19 protein-coding genes and 1 tRNA gene are annotated in these 21,314 nt (G+C 65.0%); 14 read left to right on the top strand and 6 right to left on the bottom strand.

Going from position 1 to position 21,314, the window contains the following annotated elements:
- Positions 1 to 13: 13 nt before the first annotated feature.
- The 5 genes from M2334_RS03720 (at position 14) to M2334_RS03700 (ending at position 3,906) form a co-directional block, all read left to right on the top strand.
- Positions 14 to 751, top strand: coding sequence for a glycoside hydrolase family 25 protein (locus M2334_RS03720; RefSeq protein WP_264604806.1), 738 nt, complete (start codon positions 14 to 16; stop codon positions 749 to 751).
- Positions 748 to 1,227, top strand: coding sequence for a cytidine deaminase (locus M2334_RS03715; protein ID WP_264604805.1), 480 nt, complete (start codon positions 748 to 750; stop codon positions 1,225 to 1,227). Before M2334_RS03720 ends, M2334_RS03715 begins: the two co-directional genes overlap by 4 nt.
- A gap of 57 nt (positions 1,228 to 1,284) precedes the next feature.
- Complete coding sequence (gene dcd, locus M2334_RS03710) at positions 1,285 to 1,839, top strand: dCTP deaminase (protein WP_181560566.1); 555 nt, start codon at positions 1,285 to 1,287, stop codon at positions 1,837 to 1,839.
- An 85-nt stretch (positions 1,840 to 1,924) separates the two neighbouring features.
- Positions 1,925 to 2,704, top strand: a complete 780-nt coding sequence (locus tag M2334_RS03705) for a metallophosphoesterase family protein (protein ID WP_264592488.1) — start codon at positions 1,925 to 1,927, stop codon at positions 2,702 to 2,704.
- Positions 2,705 to 3,075: 371 nt separating this feature from the next.
- Positions 3,076 to 3,906: a 23S rRNA (adenine(2030)-N(6))-methyltransferase RlmJ gene (locus M2334_RS03700; protein ID WP_264604804.1), complete on the top strand. Its 831-nt coding sequence runs from the start codon at positions 3,076 to 3,078 to the stop codon at positions 3,904 to 3,906.
- 644 nt (positions 3,907 to 4,550) lie between these two features.
- Here the strand turns inward: M2334_RS03700 and ctrA are convergent.
- Positions 4,551 to 5,264, bottom strand: coding sequence for a response regulator transcription factor CtrA (ctrA, locus tag M2334_RS03695; RefSeq protein WP_181560569.1), 714 nt, complete (start codon positions 5,262 to 5,264; stop codon positions 4,551 to 4,553).
- 336 nt (positions 5,265 to 5,600) lie between these two features.
- Between ctrA and M2334_RS03690 the strand changes: the two genes are divergently transcribed.
- On the top strand, positions 5,601 to 6,284 hold the full coding sequence (locus tag M2334_RS03690; protein ID WP_264595357.1) for an RluA family pseudouridine synthase: 684 nt from the start codon (positions 5,601 to 5,603) through the stop codon (positions 6,282 to 6,284).
- A gap of 9 nt (positions 6,285 to 6,293) precedes the next feature.
- Here M2334_RS03690 and M2334_RS03685 read toward each other — a convergent pair whose 3' ends face one another.
- On the bottom strand, positions 6,294 to 7,058 hold the full coding sequence (locus M2334_RS03685; RefSeq protein WP_413714709.1) for a queuosine precursor transporter: 765 nt from the start codon (positions 7,056 to 7,058) through the stop codon (positions 6,294 to 6,296).
- 132 nt (positions 7,059 to 7,190) lie between these two features.
- Here M2334_RS03685 and M2334_RS03680 point away from each other — a divergent pair.
- Positions 7,191 to 7,267, top strand: a tRNA-Arg gene (locus M2334_RS03680).
- Positions 7,268 to 7,301: 34 nt separating this feature from the next.
- Here the strand turns inward: M2334_RS03680 and M2334_RS16675 are convergent.
- The 3 genes from M2334_RS16675 to M2334_RS03665 form a co-directional block, all read right to left on the bottom strand.
- On the bottom strand, positions 7,302 to 8,402 hold the full coding sequence (locus M2334_RS16675) for a diguanylate cyclase domain-containing protein (protein ID WP_181560572.1): 1,101 nt from the start codon (positions 8,400 to 8,402) through the stop codon (positions 7,302 to 7,304).
- Between the two features lie 124 nt (positions 8,403 to 8,526).
- Complete coding sequence (locus M2334_RS03670) at positions 8,527 to 9,585, bottom strand: TauD/TfdA family dioxygenase (RefSeq protein ID WP_264585711.1); 1,059 nt, start codon at positions 9,583 to 9,585, stop codon at positions 8,527 to 8,529.
- 21 nt (positions 9,586 to 9,606) lie between these two features.
- Positions 9,607 to 11,085 (bottom strand): FAD-dependent oxidoreductase, encoded by a 1,479-nt coding sequence (locus M2334_RS03665; protein WP_264585712.1) that lies wholly within the window; start codon positions 11,083 to 11,085, stop codon positions 9,607 to 9,609.
- A 146-nt stretch (positions 11,086 to 11,231) separates the two neighbouring features.
- Here M2334_RS03665 and M2334_RS03660 point away from each other — a divergent pair, with 146 nt between their 5' ends.
- Positions 11,232 to 12,617 (top strand): MFS transporter, encoded by a 1,386-nt coding sequence (locus tag M2334_RS03660; RefSeq protein ID WP_264604803.1) that lies wholly within the window; start codon positions 11,232 to 11,234, stop codon positions 12,615 to 12,617.
- Positions 12,618 to 12,755: 138 nt separating this feature from the next.
- Here M2334_RS03660 and pgi read toward each other — a convergent pair whose 3' ends face one another.
- A complete protein-coding gene (gene pgi, locus M2334_RS03655; protein WP_264604802.1) occupies positions 12,756 to 14,270 on the bottom strand; it encodes a glucose-6-phosphate isomerase in 1,515 nt (504 codons plus the stop codon).
- A gap of 178 nt (positions 14,271 to 14,448) precedes the next feature.
- Between pgi and lepB the strand changes: the two genes are divergently transcribed.
- From lepB to M2334_RS03625, 6 genes are all read left to right on the top strand, one after another.
- On the top strand, positions 14,449 to 15,267 hold the full coding sequence (lepB, locus tag M2334_RS03650; protein ID WP_264585715.1) for a signal peptidase I: 819 nt from the start codon (positions 14,449 to 14,451) through the stop codon (positions 15,265 to 15,267).
- The gene (gene rnc, locus M2334_RS03645) at positions 15,222 to 15,935 is read left to right on the top strand and encodes a ribonuclease III (RefSeq protein WP_413716428.1); all 714 of its coding nucleotides are present in this window, start codon (positions 15,222 to 15,224) and stop codon (positions 15,933 to 15,935) included. The genes lepB and rnc overlap by 46 nt, the downstream gene beginning before the upstream one ends.
- 50 nt (positions 15,936 to 15,985) lie before the next feature.
- Positions 15,986 to 16,900 carry a GTPase Era gene (gene era / locus M2334_RS03640; RefSeq protein ID WP_264604801.1) on the top strand — a complete coding sequence of 305 codons (915 nt, stop codon included), beginning with the start codon at positions 15,986 to 15,988 and terminating at the stop codon, positions 16,898 to 16,900.
- 253 nt (positions 16,901 to 17,153) lie between these two features.
- Positions 17,154 to 18,155: a helix-turn-helix transcriptional regulator gene (locus M2334_RS03635; protein ID WP_264604800.1), complete on the top strand. Its 1,002-nt coding sequence runs from the start codon at positions 17,154 to 17,156 to the stop codon at positions 18,153 to 18,155.
- A gap of 106 nt (positions 18,156 to 18,261) precedes the next feature.
- A complete protein-coding gene (locus M2334_RS03630) occupies positions 18,262 to 19,161 on the top strand; it encodes a 3-keto-5-aminohexanoate cleavage protein (RefSeq protein WP_264579716.1) in 900 nt (299 codons plus the stop codon).
- A 269-nt stretch (positions 19,162 to 19,430) separates the two neighbouring features.
- Complete coding sequence (locus tag M2334_RS03625) at positions 19,431 to 21,227, top strand: monovalent cation:proton antiporter-2 (CPA2) family protein (protein WP_264579717.1); 1,797 nt, start codon at positions 19,431 to 19,433, stop codon at positions 21,225 to 21,227.
- Positions 21,228 to 21,314: the final 87 nt, after the last annotated feature.

The following is a 21,314-nucleotide window of genomic DNA, read 5'->3' as shown; positions in this document are numbered from 1 at the left end:
CTGACGAAAAGACATGAGCACTACCAAGGCCAAGCGCATGACCAGCGCTCCGGGCGCCCGGCGCCGGCGGATCAAGGTGACGCCGCTGCGCCTCTTCATGCTGCTGCTGGTGATCGGCGGCGGACTGGTGGCGGGCCTCTTCATGCTCGCCCGCAGCTGGACGCCCTCTGCCAAATATTTCCCCGTGCAAGGCATCACGCTGAGCGCGCAGAGCGGCACGATCAACTGGCGGATGGCCCGCGCGGCAGGTGCCGACTTCGTCTATTTGCGCGCCACCGATGGCGCGCGCGGGCGGGACAGCGCCTTTAATGATTATCTCGCCGGCGCGGTCGCCAACGACATGCGCCACGGCGCGATCCATCGCTATGATCTGTGCAGCAGCGCCTCGGCGCAGGCCACGCGGTTCATCGCCACCGTGCCGCGCGACCCGCAGATGCTGCCGCCGGTAGTGGAAATGGGCTTCGACCTGCCCTGCACGGCGCGGCCCAACCGCGATACGCTGCTGGCCGAGCTGAACACCTTCCTCAACCAGATCGAAACCCACGCCGCCAAGCCCGCCGTGATCCGCACCAGCCGCGAATTCGAGGCGGCCTATGACGTGGCCGGTGGCATCAACCGCACCTTGTGGGTGGACGGGGACTTCTTCGTGCCCGATTACACCACACGTCCCTGGACGATGTGGACTGCCTCCACCTGGAAGCGGGTCAACGGCATCGAGGGGCCGATCGAATGGAATGCGGTGCGGCAATGAGCGATGAAGCGACCCGACAAGACCCGGCAACGCCGACCCCGGACGAACGCGCCCTGATCGACGCCGCGCGCGGTGCAATGGCGCAGGCCCATGCGCCCTACAGCCGCTTTGCGGTCGGCGCGGCGCTACGATTGACCGACGGGACGATCCTCACCGGCGCCAATTTCGAGAATGCGAGCTACGGCCTGTCGCTCTGCGCCGAGACCGTGGCCATCGCTGCCGCCAATGCGCAGGGGCGGCTGCGGGACATCGCGGCCATCGCGGTGACGGGCGGTGCGATGGCGGGCGGAGATGGCGACATCATCACGCCCTGTGGCCGCTGCCGGCAGATCATCAAGGAAGCGCAGGATATGAGCGGACGCCCGCTCGCGATCCTGTGCGCCACGCCAGATGGCAGCGCCGTGCTGCGCCTTACGCTCGACGCGCTGCTGCCGCACGCCTTCGGCCCGGCCAATCTCGGCATCGGCCCGGGCTGATCCTCACCATATCATCGCCTCTGGCATTCGGCGCGGCGAGCGATTAGCAACGCCCCCATGGCCATACTCTCCGACAAATGGATTCGCCGTCAGGCGCAGGAAAACGGCATGATCGAGCCGTTCGTGGAAAGCCAGCGGCGCGAGGGCTGCATCAGCTATGGCCTCTCCTCTTATGGCTATGACGCGCGGGTGGCCGAGGATTTCAAGATCTTCACCAATGTCGATAGCGCCGTGGTGGACCCCAAGGACTTCGCCGCCAACAGCTTCGTCGACCGCAAGACGGACGTGTGCATCATCCCGCCCAACAGCTTCGCGCTGGCGCGGACCGTGGAATATTTTCGCATTCCGCGCGATGTGCTGGTGATCTGCCTCGGCAAATCCACTTATGCGCGCTGCGGCATCATCGTGAACGTGACGCCTCTGGAGCCGGGCTGGGAAGGCCATGTGACGCTGGAATTCTCCAACACCACGCCGCTACCCGCCAAAATCTACGCCAATGAAGGCGCCTGCCAGTTCCTGTTCCTGGAAGGCAATGAGCCGTGCGAGACGAGCTATGCCGACCGCGCCGGCAAATATATGGGCCAGCGGGGCGTGACACTGCCCAAGCTCTAACCGTGCTGGCATGTCGCCGGAAAGCTTTTGCTAAGCACGATTGCGCTGGCCGGATCGCGCCCGCTCGCTTTATATGGAGAGGCACATGTTTGGCCTCTTCAAATCAAAGTCAAAGCCTGAACCTCTGACCCATGCCCCCGACCTGGGCGAGGGCCGCCGCGTCTATGCGATCGGCGACATTCATGGCCGGCTGGATCTGCTGCTCGAACTTATCGATCTGATCGCAGCGGACGACCATAGCCGCGGCCCGACCGGCAGCACGCAACTGGTGTTCCTGGGCGATTATGTCGACCGCGGGCAGGACAGTAAGGGCGTAATCGACTATGTGCTGCAACTGCGCGACTGGTGGCCGAACATCCTCTGCCTGCGCGGCAATCACGAGGAAGTGTTCGCCATGGCCGTGGAAGGCGATGAGAGCGCGCTGCGCTTCCTCACCCGCATCGGCGGCCGCGAGACATTGCTCTCCTATGGCACGAGCGAGACCGATCTCGACACGATGACGCTTGGCGAACTGCGCGACTGGCTGACGAGCGCGGTGCCGGATACGCATCGCGCCTTCCTCGCCGGGCTGACGGACAAGGCGATCATCGGCAACTATGCCTTCGTCCACGCCGGCGTCCGGCCCGAAGTGCCGCTGGACGAGCAGGACGAAAAGGACCTGCGCTGGATCCGCGAGGAATTCCTGTTCTACGACGAACCGCACGATTATTTCATCGTCCATGGCCACTCGATCACCGAGGCGGTTGAGCAGCGCGAGAACCGGATGGGAATCGATACCGGGGCATACAAGTCCGGCGTGCTGACGGCGGCCGGACTTGAGGGTACCGAGCGGTGGTTTCTCTCCACCGGTAAATCGGGGGGCTAGGTCGGCTCCGTCGGACACAACGCAGACACTGCGATGAGTGCAGCCGGACTGCCCTCGTTTCCCGTCACCTACGGCTCCCCACCGCTCCGTTCGTGTCGAGCGAAGTCGAGACACGGTCGGCACAGGCCTCGCGTGTCTCGACTTCAACCAAAGGCTGAAGTTCATCCCAAGCGCTCGCCTGCGGGCAGTCGAAGGGCTCGACACGAACGGCGCGTCTGTTCTGAGCACATGATGCAATCACGCCGAGGGCCATCGCCACGGGGTTGAGGCTGCGCGCAAGTGCTTTAAAGGCTTCCGCTCACGCACTACGAGCGCCTTGTCGGTCGCCGCGCCCGCCCGCCCGGCCGCGCGTGTCAGGAATTTGAATCACCATGAATTATCGCCATTCCTTCCATGCCGGCAACAGCGCCGATGTCGTGAAGCACAGCCTGCTGATCGCCCTTGTGCGCGCCTTGCAGCAGAAGCCCGGCGCCCTGACCCTGATCGACACCCATGCCGGCTGCGGGCTGTACGACCTTGGCGGCGAGCAGGCCCAACGCACCGGCGAGGCCATGAACGGCGTGCTACGCGCCTTTGCCGATCCGAACCCCTTGCTTGGCGACTATCGCGCCGCCGTGCAGGCGGTGAACGTGGGAGCCGAGCCGCGCCTCTACCCCGGATCGCCGCAGATTCTGGCGCAGCTTCTGCGCCCGCAGGATTTACTGATCCTCAACGAAAAGCATCCCGAAGACGCCTATGCCCTGCGCGGTGTAATGCGCGGCACGTCCGCCGCAGTGCACGAGCGCGATGCCTACGAACTTTGGCTGGCCATGGTGCCGCCCCGCACCGCGCGCGGCGTGGTGGTGGTCGACCCGCCCTATGAGCAGACGGACGAACGCGCCCGCATCACCGCCACTCTCGCCGCCGCTCACCGCAAATGGGCGCATGGCGTGACGGTGATCTGGTATCCGCTCAAAGACCGCGCCACGCATCAGCGGTGGAGCGGGCAACTCCGCAAGCTCGGCATCCCGAAATTCTTGCAGGTGGATCACTGGCTATACGATGCCGACCAGCCGGGCATCTACAACGGCGCGGGCCTTTATATCGTTAACCCGCCCTACGCCTTCACGCAGGCGCTGCCGCCTCTGCTGGAAGCCCTGCGGGCCGTCTTGGCACCCGAGGGTCACAGGGGCGAGATTAAGGCCGATTGGTTGAGCGAGTAGGGCAACATTCGAGCCGGGGCGGCAGTGGGCTCGAAAGCCCCCGTTTGCCGGTGGGTCAGCGCATGGCCGGTCCTTCGATACGCTGCTTCGACAGGCTCAGCAGCTACTCAGGACGAACGGAGGAAATGAGGCTACGGTGTCGTGCCCGGACCGGCCGCTTTTAGAGCATAGGCAGTTTGCCGCCGTTCGGAAGACCGTGCTGGGTTTAGGAAGCAATCTTAGCCCCTCCTCTTCAGATGAGGGGTTGGGGTGGTGCAGCAACGCCTCGGTCACTAACTTCCATGCCGCCCCCGGCCCCTCCTGCGAGCCGTAGGCCAGCAAAGCTCCATAGGAGAGAACGATCGTCCGGATGCCGTTTTCGGTCGCAGATGACGCGGCGGCTACTCCATCCGAGACTGCATCTATCTGGGGGGTGCGCCAAGTCCAATCGAGGCGCTTGTCTGCCCTGGGCTCCTGCCTTCGCAGGAGCACGGGGTGGTTTTTGGTGGTCGGCCGTGTCCGGTATAAGGCCTATAGGCCGCCCGCATGCGGTTGGGTTCCTGCACCCCCTATCCCGCGTCTTCCAGCGCCGGCGAGGCCCGCGTAGCAAAAGCCGACGGATCGCTCCGCCGGCCTTTCCCCTAAATCCCGTTCGCAGCGTGACGTCAGGCGACCTGCGCCGTCTCCAGCTCGTCGATGATCTCGTCGGGATCGCGCAGCACATAGCCGCGGCCCCAGACGGTCTCGATGTAATTGTCGCCGCTGCATGCCAGACTGAGCTTCTTGCGCAGCTTGCAGATGAACACGTCGATGATCTTGAGTTCCGGCTCGTCCATGCCGCCATAGAGATGATTGAGGAACATCTCCTTGGTGAGCGTGGTGCCCTTGCGGAGCGAGAGCAGCTCCAGCATCGCATATTCCTTGCCGGTGAGGTGGACGCGATTGCCATCCACTTCCACGGTCTTGGCGTCGAGATTGACCGACAGCTTGCCGGTGCGAATAACGCTTTGCGAATGGCCCTTGGAGCGGCGAACGACGGCGTGGATGCGCGCCACCAGCTCTTCCTTGTGGAACGGCTTGGTGACGTAATCGTCTGCACCGAAGCCGAAGGAGCGGACCTTGCTGTCCATCTCCGCAATGCCGGAGAGAATGAGGACCGGGGTCTGCACGCGAGAGGCGCGGAGCTTCTTGAGCACGTCATAGCCGTGCATGTCCGGCAGGTTCAGGTCCAGGCAGATGATATCGTAATCGTAGAGCTTACCGAGATCGAGGCCTTCTTCGCCCAGATCGGTCGTGTAGACGTTGAACCCCTCGGTGGTCAGCATCAGCTCGATAGCTTTGGCAGTCGTCGGTTCGTCTTCGATCAGCAACACGCGCATACACCAGCCCCTTTGCTCAGTTGGCCGGAGAGCTGCTCGTCACTCAATCCAACCACCAGTAACTATTAACCATATGAAGAGTGAACGCAAAAGGTTAATTTTACGTAAACTGGCCTGAAAGCACGAGTCGCGGGCCGTTTGCGTGCTTAATGGGGTGAGAATCAATGCGGCCCCCTCCGCCGCTGGCAAGTAAATGGAGCCCGTCCATCCCGGCGTCTTCCCCCTGCGGGCGATAGCGCCTAGGGAGGCACCATGTCCTTCACCCATGATCCCCGGAATAGCCGCAGAGGGTCGCCCGCGGGCGATCTGTCCCCCCTTACCGACCGGGTGATCTTCATGGATGGCGAGGCCATCGTGCTGGACAAGCCGGCGGGCCTGCCCGTCGACCGCCCGCGCGACGGTGCCTTGAGCCTGGAAAATCATCTCGACAGCCTGACCTTCGGCTTTCAGCGCTGGCCGGTGGCGGTGCATCGGCTGGACCGGGACACCAGCGGCTGCCTGCTGCTCGCCCGCAACCCCAAAGCCGCCAAGCGCTTCACCCAGGCCTTCGAAGCGCGGGAGGTGGAGAAGGTCTATCTTGCCGTGCTGGACGGCGTGCCGATGGCGCGCGAAGGCGTGATCGACCTGCCGCTGGGCAAGACCAGCACGCGCGAGGATGGCTGGCGGATGCAGCCGGACCCGAAGGGCAAGCCGGCCGTGACGCGCTGGCGCCTGCTGGAGGCGCGCGATGGCCGCGCCCTCGTGCAGTTCCGCCCCGAAACCGGGCGCACGCACCAGCTGCGCGCCCATGCCCTGCACGGCCTTGGCCTCGGCATATTGGGCGACCGTTATTACCCCTCTGCACCACCCGGCGCGCCATGGGATGGCCGGATGCTGCTGCACGCGGTCAGCCTCAAGCTGCCCCGCCCAGGCAAGCCGCCCGTCGAGGCCGAAGCCCCACTGCCGGCGCCTTTTGCAGCGGCGGGCTTCGCCGATGCCCAGGCGCTTAACCGGGATGCGCCCTCACCGGCCGAGGGCTAACGGGGCTGGTCAGACCTGCGCCTTGAACGGCGTGAAGTCAGTCTGCTCATCATAGACGTCCAGCCCTTCGCGCCGCTTGAAGAAATTGACGGCGAGGTAGGTGACCGGCGTCAGCACCGCTTCCCAGCCTACTTTCAGCGCCCAATTGGTGACCATCACGGTCAGCACCTGATCGGTGGACCATAGGCCATAAAAGGCCAGCGGATAGAAGAGCAGGCTGTCAACGCCCTGCCCGACGATGGTCGAGCCAATAGTGCGAGTCCACAGATGCTTGCCTTTGGTCAGCAGCTTCATCTTGGCGAGCACGAAGCTGTTGGTCAGCTCACCGGCCCAAAAGGCGAAGATCGAGGCGAAGACGATCCGCGGCACCTGGCCAAAGACCGACTCATAGGCCGCCTGCCCGTCCCAGCCATCCGCCGGGGGCAGCGAGACGACCACCCAGCTCATCAGGGCCATGAACAGCATCGCGGCGAAGCCGGCCCAGATGCAGCGCCGGGCGCGGGCATAGCCATAGACTTCCGTCAGTACGTCGCCCAGCACATAGCCTAAAGGAAAGAACAGGATGCCGGCACCGAAGGTGAAGCCCCACAGGCTCGCCAGCTTGGCGGCGCCGATGACGTTGGAGAGCAGCAGCACCGCGACGAAGGCGGCCATCACGAAATCATAATATTGCAGCCTGTGCCCGGCGAGCGCGCTGGCATCGACATGAGCGATCGAATGGGGAGCGATCGAGGGCGGAGTCGCGGCGGACGCGGCGTCGGAGGGAGCAGCCATGGCGCGGGACTATGCCGCGCGATATCGCGCCCTGCAATCGATCTTGCAGCCTCCTGCCCCCACCCAAAACCGCGCGCGGCATCGCTTTGCCATTGCCAGACGCCCGGCGATGCGGTTAGCGGATCGTTCCGTGGCCCCGTAGCTCAGCCGGATAGAGCATTCGCCTTCTAAGCGAATGGTCGCAGGTTCGAATCCTGCCGGGGTCGCCACTCCCTCCTTCGGCGCGGGCCAAGGCCGCGGAAACTACGCTCGTGCCGCCTGTGCCTGAGCGCGCCGTCGTTTGGCGGCATAGAGCGCCTCGTCCGCCTCGCGCATCAGCACCTCCATGTGGCTCTCCTCGGCGCGCGCGGTCGCGGTGCCGATGCAGGTGGAAATGCGGATGCGGTTGCCCTCGATGACGAAGGGCTGCGCGATGGCGCGGACCACGCGATCAGACAGCAGCGTGGCATCCTCCGCCTTATCGAGGCCGAACTGCACGATGACGAACTCATCGCCGCCCAACCGCGCCACGATATCCTCGCTGCGGATGGCACTGCTCAGCCGCTTAGCGACCATCTGCAGCAGCGTATCGCCGGCGGCATGGCCGTGGGTGTCGTTCACCGGCTTGAACCCGTCGAGATCGAGATAATGAACGGCCACGATCCCCTTTCCCCGCTTGAGGACCACGGCCTCATCGAACCGCTCGCGCAAGGCGAGCCGATTGGCGAGGTTGGTCAAAGGATCGCGCCGGGCCAATGACCCGGAGGTCAGCCGCTTGCTGATGCCTGTCACGGCAGACTCATGCCGCGTCGCCAGACTTTGCGCGCCGGCATAGAGGAAGGCGAGAATGGAGGCGCCGGTGGCGATCGACATGGCATCGGCACGGATAAAGGCGGCCAGAGCGGTGGGGAGGCTGGCCGCCAGCATGCCCGGCACGGCAACGGGGGGGCGCAGGCCCGACCCGGCGGCGAGGCCGGCACAGAAGCCGACGACCAGACACACCATCAATGGCTGCCCGTCCGACTTCTGCAGGATGACGAGCCCGCTGAACAGGCCAAGCGCGAGGGCAAAGCTGAGCTGGGGTATGAGGAACATGAGCTCGAGCTGTCTGGCTCGAACCGGGTGAAGGTCGCTGGCCAGGGCCTGCCCGCGCAAGCGTAGCGTGACGATGATCCGCACCCCCATCGCCAGCACTCCGGCCACGCCGAGCGTCAGTGTGAGCCGGTCCCGCGTCTCGTTCACAATGAGGGCGACGCTGAGGGTAAAGGCGACCGCCATGATGGCAGACGGCGTCACATTGACGAACAGGCTGCGCACCAGTTCGACATACACCTTGTCTGCGAGCAGCACCTGCCGGTTGATCATTGGCCCTCTTCCCTGCCCCTTTGTACCAGCAAAACACACGGGCGCCGAGAATGTTCGCCGGGAGCCGGAAAAGACGGGAAATGCCAAGACGGCGCAGTGGTTCCCTACGCGCGGAGTTGGCGCGTTATCCGCGGATCAAGGTTCCGGCGGCCCGCAGGCTTTCATCGCTATTGACGAGCATCGACCAGCCCTGCGCATGCTGCTGCTCCAGCAGGCGACCGATCTCGCGATAGCCCTGCGCGAGCGGGTAGCGCTCATGCGCCTCCAGCCAGAGCCGCAGGAGCAACCGCTCGCGACCGGGCGTGTTGGTAAAGCCGGTGCGCGAGTGCATTACCCGGAAATTGTGCCAGAAGATCATCTCGCCCGGCTGCAGGGTGAAGGATACCTTCAACTCCGGCCGCGCCGCCATGCGCATCAAGACGCGCAAGGCCTCCACGAAGCGCTCCGGCACCGGCTCGCCCCTGATCTGCGCGGCCTGCACGATGAAGAGCACATAATTGTAGATGCCGATATGCCCGTCGATCACGGAGAAGCTGGGCACCTTGTAATCGGTGACGCTCTCCAGGCTGGTCGGGTAATAATAGCCCTCCTCCAGCACCGCCAGAACGTCCGGCCGCTCCGCCTGGATCGCCGCATAGACGGCGGCAGCACTGACCAGCCCGCTCACCCCGCCTTCCGGCGAGGTGACGACGGAAGCCAGGCTGAGAATCTCGTGATAGTCTGTGTGCGGCCCGAGCTCGGTATCGTTAAGATAGCCGCGCCGTTCGGGATTGGGCTCCTTGCGCACCAGCCCGATGCGATCATGCCGCGCGCTCTGTTCGACCGCGCGGCCCAGATGCGTCCCAAGACCGAAGTGCAGGCGCTGGAACGCCTCCAGATCGTAGCGCGCGATGTCGATCCCGCTCAGCAACACGGCGCCGCGCCCGGCCATCAGGTCGTAATTCACCGCTGCCATCAGGCTCGCGATCTCAGGCGCGCAGAAATCCTCCCGCGTGACGGATGTTGGCGCGCGGCCCTGCGTGGCGCGGACGGCAGCGTCCAGCGCGTCGAGCTGCGCCGGTGCCAGCCGCCGGGTCAGGCCTTCGGCACCCCCGCCGAGCGTGCCGGTCCATGCGCCGGAAGGCTTGCCGAGACGGGTCAGTTCGCTCGGGTCGGGGCGGGATAGGGTCGCGCTGTCAGTCATCAATACTCTCAATTCGCAGGATCATTCCGCCACGGCGGCCTGTTCGGCTTCCGGCATCTTGCCTGCCTGGTCATGCAGGAACACGCCCTGCCTGCGCAACTCTGCCTGCAGGCTGGTCACATCGAGCGCGCGGGGCTGGACGCCGGCGTTCACGGAAAGCGCCGCTGCGGCGCCAGCGGCCTGTCCGGTCAGCCAGCATTGCGGGATCTCGCGCATGAAGCCATGCGAGTTGGCATCGCAGCTGATGTGCTTGCCGCCTGCGAGCAGGCCATCGAGCTTGCGCGGGACCAGCGCACCATAGGGCACCGAGATCACCGGATATTTGAGGCTGACCGAGGGGCTGACCCCGACCTCGTCAGGCAGCGCAATGCCATCGGCCCACTGGCTGCGCAGGATCTTGCCCATGCCGGCCAGACGCCTTGTGTGCCGCACGCCAAGCTGCGAGCCGCTCTGCAGCATATAGCATTGCTCGAACCCCGGCGCATGGGCGAGGAAGAATTCGCAATGCGTCTGCATGAACCGGTGCGAGCGGATCTCCAGCTCGGTCTGGTCGTCGACATCCAGCGCCGAGAGGCCGGACTGGCGCGGGCCGAGGAACAGCGCGATGTCGTTGCGCCAGGAGACATAAGGCGGCTGGAAGAAGCCGAGCCGCTCGCGGCCGAGCTTGGCGAACTCGGCATATTGCTCGGGCTCATTGGCGCGGAACGCCAGCCAGCGGTCCATATCCACACCGCCCAGCATGAAGCCGGTATTGGCGCTGTGATGGACGTCGCCTTCCTCGATATCGGTGTCGAACTCGGCCCCGGCCCGCGCGAAGATGTCACCATCGCCGGTGGTATCGACCACCACCTTGGCTCGCAGCGCCTGACGCCCGGCCTTGGATTCGAACACCACGCCCTCGACCTTGCCGTCGGCGACCATCGGCACTGCCGCCCAGCTGTGGAACACTAGCCGCACGCCGGCTGCCAGCAGCATCTCCTGGCTGATCAGCTTCAACCGCTCGGGATCGAGCGTGGGCGACCAGCAGACCGTGCCGTGGAAGGCCGCAGTGCGCTGGCCCCAGTAGCTGGCCTTCTTGGGATCGCGCGAGCCCCAGTCGGCGCGCGGCGGCCCGGCAAGACCCGCGGCGGGCAGGCGCCCGAGCACATCATTGGCAAAGCCCTGGATGACCTGGCGGCCGGTCCAATCGGTCATCCGGTCGATCCAGATGACGAGGCCGCCGGTGGAAAGGCCGCCCAGATGATTATAGCGCTCCATCAGCACCACATCGGCCCCGGCCTGCGCCGCCGCCCAGGCCGCCGCCGTGCCCGAAGGCCCGCCGCCGACCACCAGCACGTCGCAGCTGTGATACACCGGAATCTCGCGCGCGGGCTCGACCCAGGTCCCCGTGCCATTGGCCCGCGGCAGCACCCGACCACCCGTCTCGAACACGTCAGAGGCCAGAAAACGATCCTCCGACTGGCGAACCTGACGGACCTTCGGCGTCTGCTCTTCAGCCATCTGACATTCTCTCCTCACTGATTCGCCTTGCTTCATAGTCAAGGCAACAAATTTTCGCTCGTGTATAGAGAGCTTGCTAATTATTAGTTCAGATGTAGCTAAACAGGTAGCGAAATGATCGCGGTCCCGGCAAAGGACGGCGAGATATGGATAATCTGCGCGAAGAGGGAGATGCCTGCGGTATGGCCAGAGCGGCAAAAACGGTTGATCTTGCGACGTTGCTCGACGGACGCAAGCTCACGCCCTTCAACTATCTGCTGATCATGCTCTCCTGGCTCGTCACGCTGTTCGACGGGCTGGACATGATGATGATGTCGTTCACCGCCCCCTATATGCAGGACGAACTGCAACTGACCGACATCGAGATCGGCAATGCCTTCTCGGCCGGCACAGTGGGCATGGTCGTCGGCGGGTTGATCTTCACTTATGTCGGCGACCGCATCGGCCGCCGCCCGACCATCATCATGTGCACCTTCGCCTTTGGCATCCTGACCTTCCTCACCGGTTTCGCGACCAATTATCCGGCCCTGCTCACCCTGCGCTTTCTCGATGGTCTGGCCATTGGCGGCGCTCTGCCGCTCGCCTGGGCGCTCAATGTCGAATTCGTGCCGCCCAAGCTGCGTGCCACGGTGATCGCCTTCATCATGATGGGCTTCAGCCTGGGCAGCGCGGCCGCCGCCCCGCTCACCAACATGATCGCACCCATCCATGGCTGGGAAGGCGTGTATTTCGCCGGCGGTATCGGCTCGGTCGTCTGCGCGCTTGCCATCGCGATCTTCCTGCCCGAATCCCCGCGTTTCCTGGCCAGCAAGGGCATCAAGCCCGAGCTGATCGTCGCGACGATCAAGCGGCTGGACAAGAGCATCGACGTGCAGGCGGACGACCAGTTCATTCTCGCCGACGAAGGCAAGCACAAGCGCAACTTCCGCTTCAGCGACCTGTTCGTCGGCAATCTGCGCCTGCTCACACCGATCATCTGGATCGGCTATGGCGCCAGCGCCCTCGGCATCTTCTTTAAATCCGCCTTCGGCCCGCTGGTGCTGGAGCGGATGGATGTGGCGCGGGAAACCGCCGCCAACGTCTCGGCCATCGGCGCGCTGCTCGGCGCGGTTGCCGGCGTGGTCATCATGCGCTTCTCCGCCCGCTACGGCCTCAAATTCGCGGCTGCCTGCACGCTCCTTATCGTGCCTATGGCCGTCGGCATCGGCATGGAATGGATTCCGCGCGCGATGCTGCTGCCGACCATCGTGGTGCAGAGCATGCTGGTCGGCGGCTGCCATGCGGCGATCATTAGCCAGCTCGCGCTCTATTATCCGAGCGCGATCCGGGCGAGCGCCGGTGGCTGGGCCTCGGCGGTCGGCAAGATCGGGGGCATCGTCGGCCCACTGATTGGCGGTGCGATCCTTGCGAGCGGCATCCCCGCCGTACGCACCTATGCGCTCGCAGCGATCTGCCCCTTCATCCTCTTCCTCTCGATCCTGGTGATCAACATGCTGCTCAAGCGGCCGGAACGTCCGGCGGCTGCGGCATAAGGACGATGACTTAGCCAGATCCTCCCCGCTTGCGGGGAGGGGGACCGCCGAAGACGGTGGAGGGGGGTTATCGTACACCCCCTACGTCAGCGCTGCGCGCTGCCACCTCCCCATTTCATGGGGAGGATCTAGCGGCGCTTAGCCGAGTGCGCGCTCAATCAGCGCCATGGTGGAGGGATCGAAGCCCTGCGCGCCATTCTGTTCGATGGACTTGGCGATCTCCTTGCCGAGTTCCACGCCGAACTGGTCGAAGCTGTTGATCTCCATCAGCACGCCATTGGCAAAAGTGCGGTGCTCATAGAAGGCAATCAGCGCGCCCAGCGTGTGCGGGCTCAGCTCATCGATGAGAATCGTCGTCGAGGGGCGGTTGCCCGGATAGGCCCGCGCCGGGTCGGCGGCATTCTCGCGACCCTGCATCAGCGCGGCGCCCTGCGCGAAGCAATTGACCAGCAGGGTCTGGTGATGGGCCGGATCCAGCGTGTCGCCCGGTTCGGTCACCGCGACGAACTCCACCGGCACGACATGCGTGCCCTGATGGAGAAGCTGGAAGACCGCGTGCTGCGCATCCGTGCCGACACCGCCCCAGGTGATCGCAGACGTCGGTCCATCGACCGGGCTGCCATCCGCCTTCACCGACTTGCCGTTGCTCTCCATCTCCAGCTGCTGAAGATAGGAAGGCAGCAGCCGCAGCCGTTGATCATAAGCGAAGACCGCGCGGGTCTGGCAGGCCATGACGCGGGCATAGAACAGGTCGACAAAGGCAGCGCGCAGCGGGGCATTGTCGCGGGCGTCGGCGTGGCGGAAATGCCGGTCCATCGCCGCAGCACCCTCCAGCAGCGCCTCATAGGCATCCCAGCCCAGCGCCAGCGCGGCCGGGAAGCCGATGGAAGACCAAAGCGAATAGCGCCCGCCCACGCTTTCGGAAAAGCCGAGGATGCGCGTTTCGTCCACGCCCCATTCGATCGCCTTGTCCGGCGCTGCCGTCAGCGCAATCACCTGGCCATAGGGATCGTCCACCCCGGCCTGCGTCATCCACGCGATCGCGCTGGCGGCATTGAGCATCGTCTCGGTGGTGGTGAACGTCTTGGAGGCGATGACGAGCAGCGTGAAGGCCGGATCGAACCGGGCCATCGCATCCTCCAGCGCCACGCCATCGACATTGGAGACGATGGCGACATCATAGCGGTCGGCATGACGAGCAAGCGCATCGACCAGCAGATCCGGCCCCAACGCCGATCCGCCGATGCCGACGTGCAGGATGTGGCGGATCTCGCCGAGCGCGCCGGCCTCAATGGCGTCGATCAGCGTGCGCATCCGCACCTTATGCTCGCGTGCTGCGGCCACGCTGTCCGGGTTGCCCTCGCCCCGCTCGACGGTGTGCTCGACAGCGCGACCTTCGGTCACATTGATGACCTCGCCGGCGAACATCGCCGCGCGCTTGCCATTAAAATCAACTGCCTGTGCCAGCGCCTCGAAGGCCGAGAGCGTCGTCTCGGTGAGGTGCGTCTTGGAGAAATCGAAGCGCAGGCCAGCCTCTTCGACCACATGGCCCGCCAGCCGATCCGCGTCGTCGCGGAACAGGCTGCGCAGATCGGGAATCGGCGCGGCCTTGATGTCGGTCCAGCAAGCGGTGATGCGATCAGGGTCGGTCATGGTGCGTAAGCGCTCCGGTCTGGCGTTGCTCGTCATAGGTCCTGAGGGCGGCATATCCAATGCGCGGGCCTATTGCACGTGCGAAGCGCGCCACAATGCTTGACGCCGCCACCCCCGCCCCGCAAAGACACTATATTCCCCGTCATCGCGACGAACCTGTCTGGAAAGCTGCCTTTCGATGTCCCACAAATCCGAGACACGGGATTTCCTGTGGTTCCTCGTCAAGCTTGTGGTGATCGTGGTGGCGATCCGCTCGCTGCTGATCGCGCCGTTCAATATTCCCTCCGAATCCATGCAGCCGCGCCTGCTGATCGGCGACTATCTGCTCGTCTCCAAATGGTCCTACGGCTATTCGCGCTACAGCTTCCCCTTCCAGCCCGCTTTGTTCGAGGGGCGGGTGATGGGCAAGGTGCCCGAGCGCGGAGACGTGGTGGTGTTCGCTTCGCCAGGCAATCCCAAGGAAGACTGGATCAAGCGCGTCATCGGCCTGCCGGGCGATACCATCCAGATGCAGGACGGCGTCGTCTATCTGAACGGCAAGGCCATTCCCAAGCGGCGAATCGATGATCTGGTGATCCCGGTGACCGCCAATATGCTGCAGGCAGCCAATACCGAGCGCAGCCCCTCGCCCTGTTTCATCGAGGAATTCGAGTTCACGGATGCCAAGGGCGAGGCCTTTTGCCGCTACCCGCGCTATCGCGAGACGCTGCCGAACGGAAAAAGCTACGAAGTGCTGGACCTGATCGACGGTCCGGCGGACAATAGCGCCGTCTCTGTTGTACCGGAGGGCCACGTCTTCGTCATGGGCGACAATCGCGACCGCAGTGCCGACAGCCGCATTCCCGTCGACGCCCGGGGCGTCGGGCCGTTGCCGATCGACCATCTGATCGGGCGGGCGCTGATCAGCTTCTTCTCCACCGACGGTTCGGCCAATCTGCTCCTGCCCTGGACATGGTTCACCGCTGCCCGGCCCGAACGCATCGGCGAAGGCTTTTGAGCACGGCCGATCTCGACGCCTGGCTCGCCGACCTCATCGGTCAGGCGCCGGGCCAGCGAGCGCTCTATGAGCAGGCGCTGACCCATGGCAGCGCCAGCGCGACCCATTATGAGCGGCTGGAGTTTCTGGGCGACCGGGTGCTGGGGCTGGTGATGGCCGATTGGCTCTACGTCCGCTTTCCCGCCGAGAAGGAAGGCCAGCTCTCCCGCCGCTTCAACCAGCTGGTCACCGGCACCAGTTGCGCGCAGGTTGCCCGCGAGATCGGCGTGCGCACGCATCTGCGCCTCGGCAAGCAGGCGCGCGACGACGGGGCGGTCGAGAGCGACAATGTGCTCGGCGATGTCGTGGAAGCGCTGATCGGCGCCATGTATCTCGACATCGGCATGGATGCCGCGCGGGCGTTTATCCACCGCATGTGGGAGCCGATGGTCGAGGGACAGGCCAGCGCGCCCAAGCACCCCAAATCCGCGCTGCAGGAATGGGCGGCCGCCCATAACCGCCAGCCGCCACATTATGAGCTGCTGGAGCGCAGCGGGCCGCAACATGCCCTGCGCTTCACCATCTCGGTGTCCATCCGCAGTGCGGGTGAGGCGCAGGGCGAGGGCCATTCCAAGCAGGAGGCCGAGACGGCCGCCGCCATTGCCCTGCTCGCCAAGCTCAAGGCATGATCCGCACCCCTTTCCAGCCAGCGCGCGCCATGCGCCCGACGGAGTGACCAGTGACCTCAACGCCATCGCCTGACCATCAACGCTGCGGCGTCGTCGCGGTCGTGGGGGCTCCTAATGCGGGCAAGTCCACGCTGACCAATGCCTTGGTCGGCCAGAAGATCGCGATCACCAGCCCAAAGGCGCAGACCACCCGCACGCGGGTAATGGGCATCGCCATAGAGGGGCCCGCGCAGATCATCCTTGTCGACACGCCCGGCATCTTCCAGCCGGACCGGCGGCTCGACCGCGCCATGGTGCAGGCCGCGTGGGGCGGCGCGCAGGATGCCGACCTGATCGCGCTCATCGTCGATGGCCGCGCCGGCCTTGGGCCCAAGATGGAGCCGATCCTCGACGGCCTCGCCCAGCGGCGCGAAACAAAATGGCTGATCGTCAACAAGGTGGACATCGCCGCCAAGGACAAGCTGCTCACGCTGACCCAGCGCCTGCACGAGCGGGTGGATTTCGCTGAGACCTTCTTCGTGAGCGCCACCACTGCGGACGGGCTGGTCGACCTCAAGGCCGCCATGGCCGCCGCCGTGCCGGAAGGGCCGTGGCATTTCCCCGAAGATCAGGTTTCGGATGTCACAGACCGCCTGCTCGCCTCCGAAATCACGCGCGAGCAGCTCTATCACCAGCTCCACGACGAACTGCCCTATCAAAGCGCGGTCGAGACCGAGCAATATAAGGAGCGTGCCGACGGGTCGGTAGAGATCCACCAGCAGATCCTCGTCGCGCGGGCAACGCAGCGCGGCATCATTCTCGGCAAGGGCGGGCAGCGGCTGAAGGAGATCGGCAGCAAGGCCCGGGCCGAACTGTCGAGCCTGCTGGGCGTGCCCGTCCACCTCTACCTGCATGTGAAGGTGAAGGAAGGTTGGGACGAGGACCGCCATGTCTATCGTGACATCGGCCTCGACTGGGTGGACTGACCCACCCCCCCGCGCAATCCCGGATTGGATCAATCCGCTCCTCGCGTCGAAACCAGTGGTTGACGCCATGACCCCGCTTTTTCATGGAGCTTAGGTCGCTACCGAACGCCGGGAGGCTCGGTCGCGGGGTTGGGAGGATTGATCGCTTTTGGGAAGAGCGCTGCCCAGTCTGACCGAAGCTATCCTGAGTGCGCCTCTCACCGAGGGCGGCTGGGAGGGCGCCTTGCGTGCGCTCGCCAGAGAGACGCGGTCCTTGTCAGGCCAGTTGCTCGGGATCGGATCGCCGACCACGCTGGCCTTCAACCTCCTTACTGATCCGGTGAACGAGCGTCTCTGCCGCCAGTTCGACAGCGAGGTTGCCAACTATTCCCATGGGAATTGGCGGGTCGCCGCTGCCAGCGGTCCGCTCGATGTGCGCCACGAATATCATTATGATGCCATCAAGGCCGCGCAGAACACCGACATCTATGACGACTTCACGCATGACGCCAACATGCCACATGGCTGCCAGGTGGTGCTCGTCAATGACGGGCAGGTGATGGTCGGACTGGCCGTTCTGCGTACCTATCAGGATGGGCGTACCACCGAGGCTGATCGCGCCGTTTTCACGCAGGCCGCGCCGCTGATGCAGTCTGCCGTCCGAATGCAGCGCACGCTGGAAGGCGAAGGCGCAAAGCTGCTCGCCGGATCGCTGGACACGATGAACACCGCCGCTTTCGTGTGCGACGGGCTGGGCCGGGTGTGCGCCACCACCCGAGCCGGTGAGGCGCTGCTCCGCGCCGAAGACCTGATCATGCTGCGCGACGAGCGGTTGACCGCCCCCAACAGCGCCGAAGCGCGCGAACTGCGGATGCAGATTGGCGCGATGCTGCAGGCAGGTGACTTGGCGCTGCCGAGTTGCGGGGTGTGGCTGGGCCAGCAGCGCCCCATCGCCCAGCGCCGCCTGTGCGAGATCTTCCGCCTGCCGGCCAAACCCGCTGCGCTCGGCTTCGAGCCGCGGCTGCTCGTCACTGTACGCGCGGCTGGCAACATTGGCGCGATGGAGCGCCAGGCATTGCAACGCATGATGGGCCTGACGCGGGCCGAGACCGAGATCGCCATGCTGCTGGCCGAAGGCACCTCGCGCGAAATGATTGCCCTGCAGCGCGGCACAAGCCTTGGCACGGTCAACATCCAGATCAAGCGCCTGTTCGAGAAGACCGGCACCAATCGCGAAGCCGAGCTGGTCGCGCTGATCAATCGCCTGCTCCGCTGAGCGGCTTTTCGGACTTTATCAACGTCAACCATCGCGCATGGCTTGACCGGCGGGGGACAAGCGGGCAGCAGCGGCAGCACGAGACTTTTCGAGAGGAGCCGGAAATATGAGCGCCGGAAATATGAGCGATCGCCGCATGGTGACCATTGCGCCCACCGGGGGCACCACCTTCAAGAGCGCCAACCCGGCGCTGCCCACCCAGCCGCAGGAAATCGCCGACGACGTCTACGCCTGCTACAAGGCCGGCGCCTCGATCGCCGCCATCCACGCGCGCCGCCCGGACGACGAGGCCACCTGCAACCCGGCCATCTATCGCGACATCAACGAGCGCATCCGTGCCAAGTGCGACATCATCCTCAACAACTCCACGGGCGGCGGCAACAGCGGCGACATGCTCATCGAGCGGCCCGACGGCATGTTCGAGAACAGCTTCGAGGAGCGCCTCAAGGGCACCGAGGGCGGCGCGGAAATGTGCACCTTCGACGGCGTGACCGTGGTCGACACGATCAGCGGCAAGGACGTGCTGGTCATCACCCCGCCCTCGCGCTGCGAGACGCTGGTCAAGGCGATGGTCGACAAGGGCATCAAGCCGGAGTGGGAAGTCTTCTCGCCTGATCACATCCTTCAGGACGTGACGCGCCTGATCCAGAAGGGCTATGACAAGCCGCCCTACTACATCAACATCGTGCTGGGCGGCGAAAAGGGCTTTCAGGGCGCAATGCCCTACAGCACCGACATTCTCGACTTCATGGTGAAGTGCCTGCCGCCGCAGTCCATCTGGTGCATCTCCGGCATCGGCCCGGCCCAGCTTCCGGCCACCACGCAGGCGCTGCTGCTCGGCGGTCATGTCCGCGTGGGGCTGGAGGACAATCATTATTATTCGCGCGGTGTGAAGGCGACCAATTTGCAGCTGATCGAGCGGCAGGTGCGCATCATGAACGAGATGGGCATCGAGCCGATGAGCGCGGCGGAGTCGCGGGAGTTGCTGGGATTGAAGGCGGTCTGAAGTCAGGCGGTGGGGGGTGAGTGATGTGCCGCTGCCTCGACGGCAGGCACAGGTGCGAGCTTGCTCCCCACCCCAACCCCTCCCCTGAAAGGGATGGGCTTAGGAGGGTACGCGCAGCGGTTTGACTCTGCTGCACTGACCATCCAAGGTTGCCCGGTCGATGAACGCGCGGACGGGCTGCTGAGATCTGCCTCATCGAGCATGGAACCGCCCGATTGTCCGCGCTGACCGCGCCGGCCTGACGGCTGCCGGGGATTGGGACGGACAGCATGGCGGACGCATCGATGGGTTTCGGGCTGGGGCAGGCCATCATCCTGATGGGGGCCGGCGTGATTGCGGTGCCGCTGTTCCGGCGGCTGGGTCTCGGATCGGTGCTAGGCTACCTCGCCGCCGGCCTCTCCATCGGTCCCTTCGGGCTAGGGCTGATCAACGATCCGCAAGCACTGCTGCACATCGCCGAGCTAGGCGTGGTGATGTTCCTCTTCATCATCGGCCTCGAGATGCGGCCGCGCAAGCTGTGGAACCTGCGCAAGCAGATCTTCGGCCTTGGCGCGGCGCAGGTGCTGCTGTGCGGGGCGCTGCTGACCCTGCTCGGCATGGCGGCCGGCCTGCCTCCGGCCGTAGCGGCGGCAGGCGCGATGGGCTTCGTCCTCTCCTCCACCGCTGTCATCATGCAAATGCTGAACGAAGCTGGGGACGCGGGCACCGAGGAAGGCCAGAAGGCGATCTCGATCCTGCTGCTGGAAGACCTCGCCATCGTGCCGCTGCTCGCGCTCGTCGCCTTCTGGGCGGCGTTCCATGGCGCGGTGGGTGTGGAGGACGCGCCACCAGTCTGGCAGAGCATCGGCCTGGCGCTGGCGGCGCTCGCGGCGTTGATCGCGGCGGGGCGCTGGCTGCTCGATCCGCTGTTCGGCCTGATCGCGCGGGCCGGCGCACGCGAAGTGCTGACCGCCGCGGCGTTGCTCATCGTGTTGGGATCGGCCGTGTTGCTGGATGCAGCCGGGCTTTCTATGGCGATGGGCGCTTTCCTCGCTGGCGTGCTGCTCTCCGAATCCAGCTATCGCCATGAGCTGGAGGCCGATGTCGAGCCGTTTCGCGGCATCCTGCTCGGCCTGTTCTTCATCAGCGTGGGCATGTCGCTCGATCTCTCCACCGTGCTGCGCGAGTGGCAGCTGGTGCTGGGCGGCGTCCTCGCCTTCATGGTCGTCAAGGCGATCGGCATTTATGCCGTCGCGCGGCTGATGGGCTCGGCCCACAGCGCCGCAAGCCACCGCGCAGCGCTGTTCGCGCAGGGCGGCGAGTTCGCTTTCGTGCTCTATGGCGCCGCGCTGGCAGTGGGCCTGTTCGATGCGCGGATCGCAGCGATCATGAGCGCGATCGTCATCCTCTCCATGGCGCTGACGCCGCTGGTGCTCATCGTGCAGAACCGGATGCGCCGCAACGCGCCGGTTTCGCTCGACGGCGTAGACAAGGCCAAGGACCTGACCGGCCGCATCCTGTGCATTGGCTTCGGCCGGTTCGCGCAGGTGGCGAGCCAGGCGCTGCTCGCGCGGCGCTTCGAGCTCTCGTTGATCGAGAATGATGTCGAGATGATCCAGGCGGCCGGCAATTTCGGCTTCAAGGTCTATTATGGCGATGGCACGCGGTTGGACGTGCTCCATGCCTCCGGCGCCGGGCGGGCCGAGGCGATCCTCGTCTGCGTCGACAAGCCGGATGTGGCCGACAAGATCGTCGAGCTGTGCCGGCACGAATTCCCGCTCGCCAAGCTCTATGTGCGCGCCTTCGACCGCGGCCATTCGCTGCGCCTGATCAAGGCGGGCGTCGACTATCAGATCCGCGAGACGTTCGAATCCGCGCTGGCCTTCAGCGAGGCGGTGCTGACCGACCTCGGCGTGGACGAGGACGACGCGCGCGAGGCGATCGAGGACGTGCGCGAGCGCGATGCGCAGCGGGTGGAACTGCAACTGGTCGGGGGGATCACGGCCGGGCGCTCACTGATGCGCGGGAATATGGTGACACCGGAGCCGGAGCCCTTCTTCCCGCCGCAGCGGGCTGAGGGCGGCTAGGGGGGGGCGAGGGGTAAAGGTCGAAGTTTCGGTTCGATCAATTAAAACAAGGTCCGTCTGCATTTTGAAAGGGGGAGAGTAAATGTC

It is taken from the genome of Sphingobium sp. B11D3D (genome assembly GCF_025961755.1).
Taxonomy (GTDB): Bacteria; Pseudomonadota; Alphaproteobacteria; order Sphingomonadales; family Sphingomonadaceae; genus Sphingobium.
Note: the sequence above shows the minus strand (reverse complement) of the source record. Positions and strands in the feature narration are given on the sequence as shown.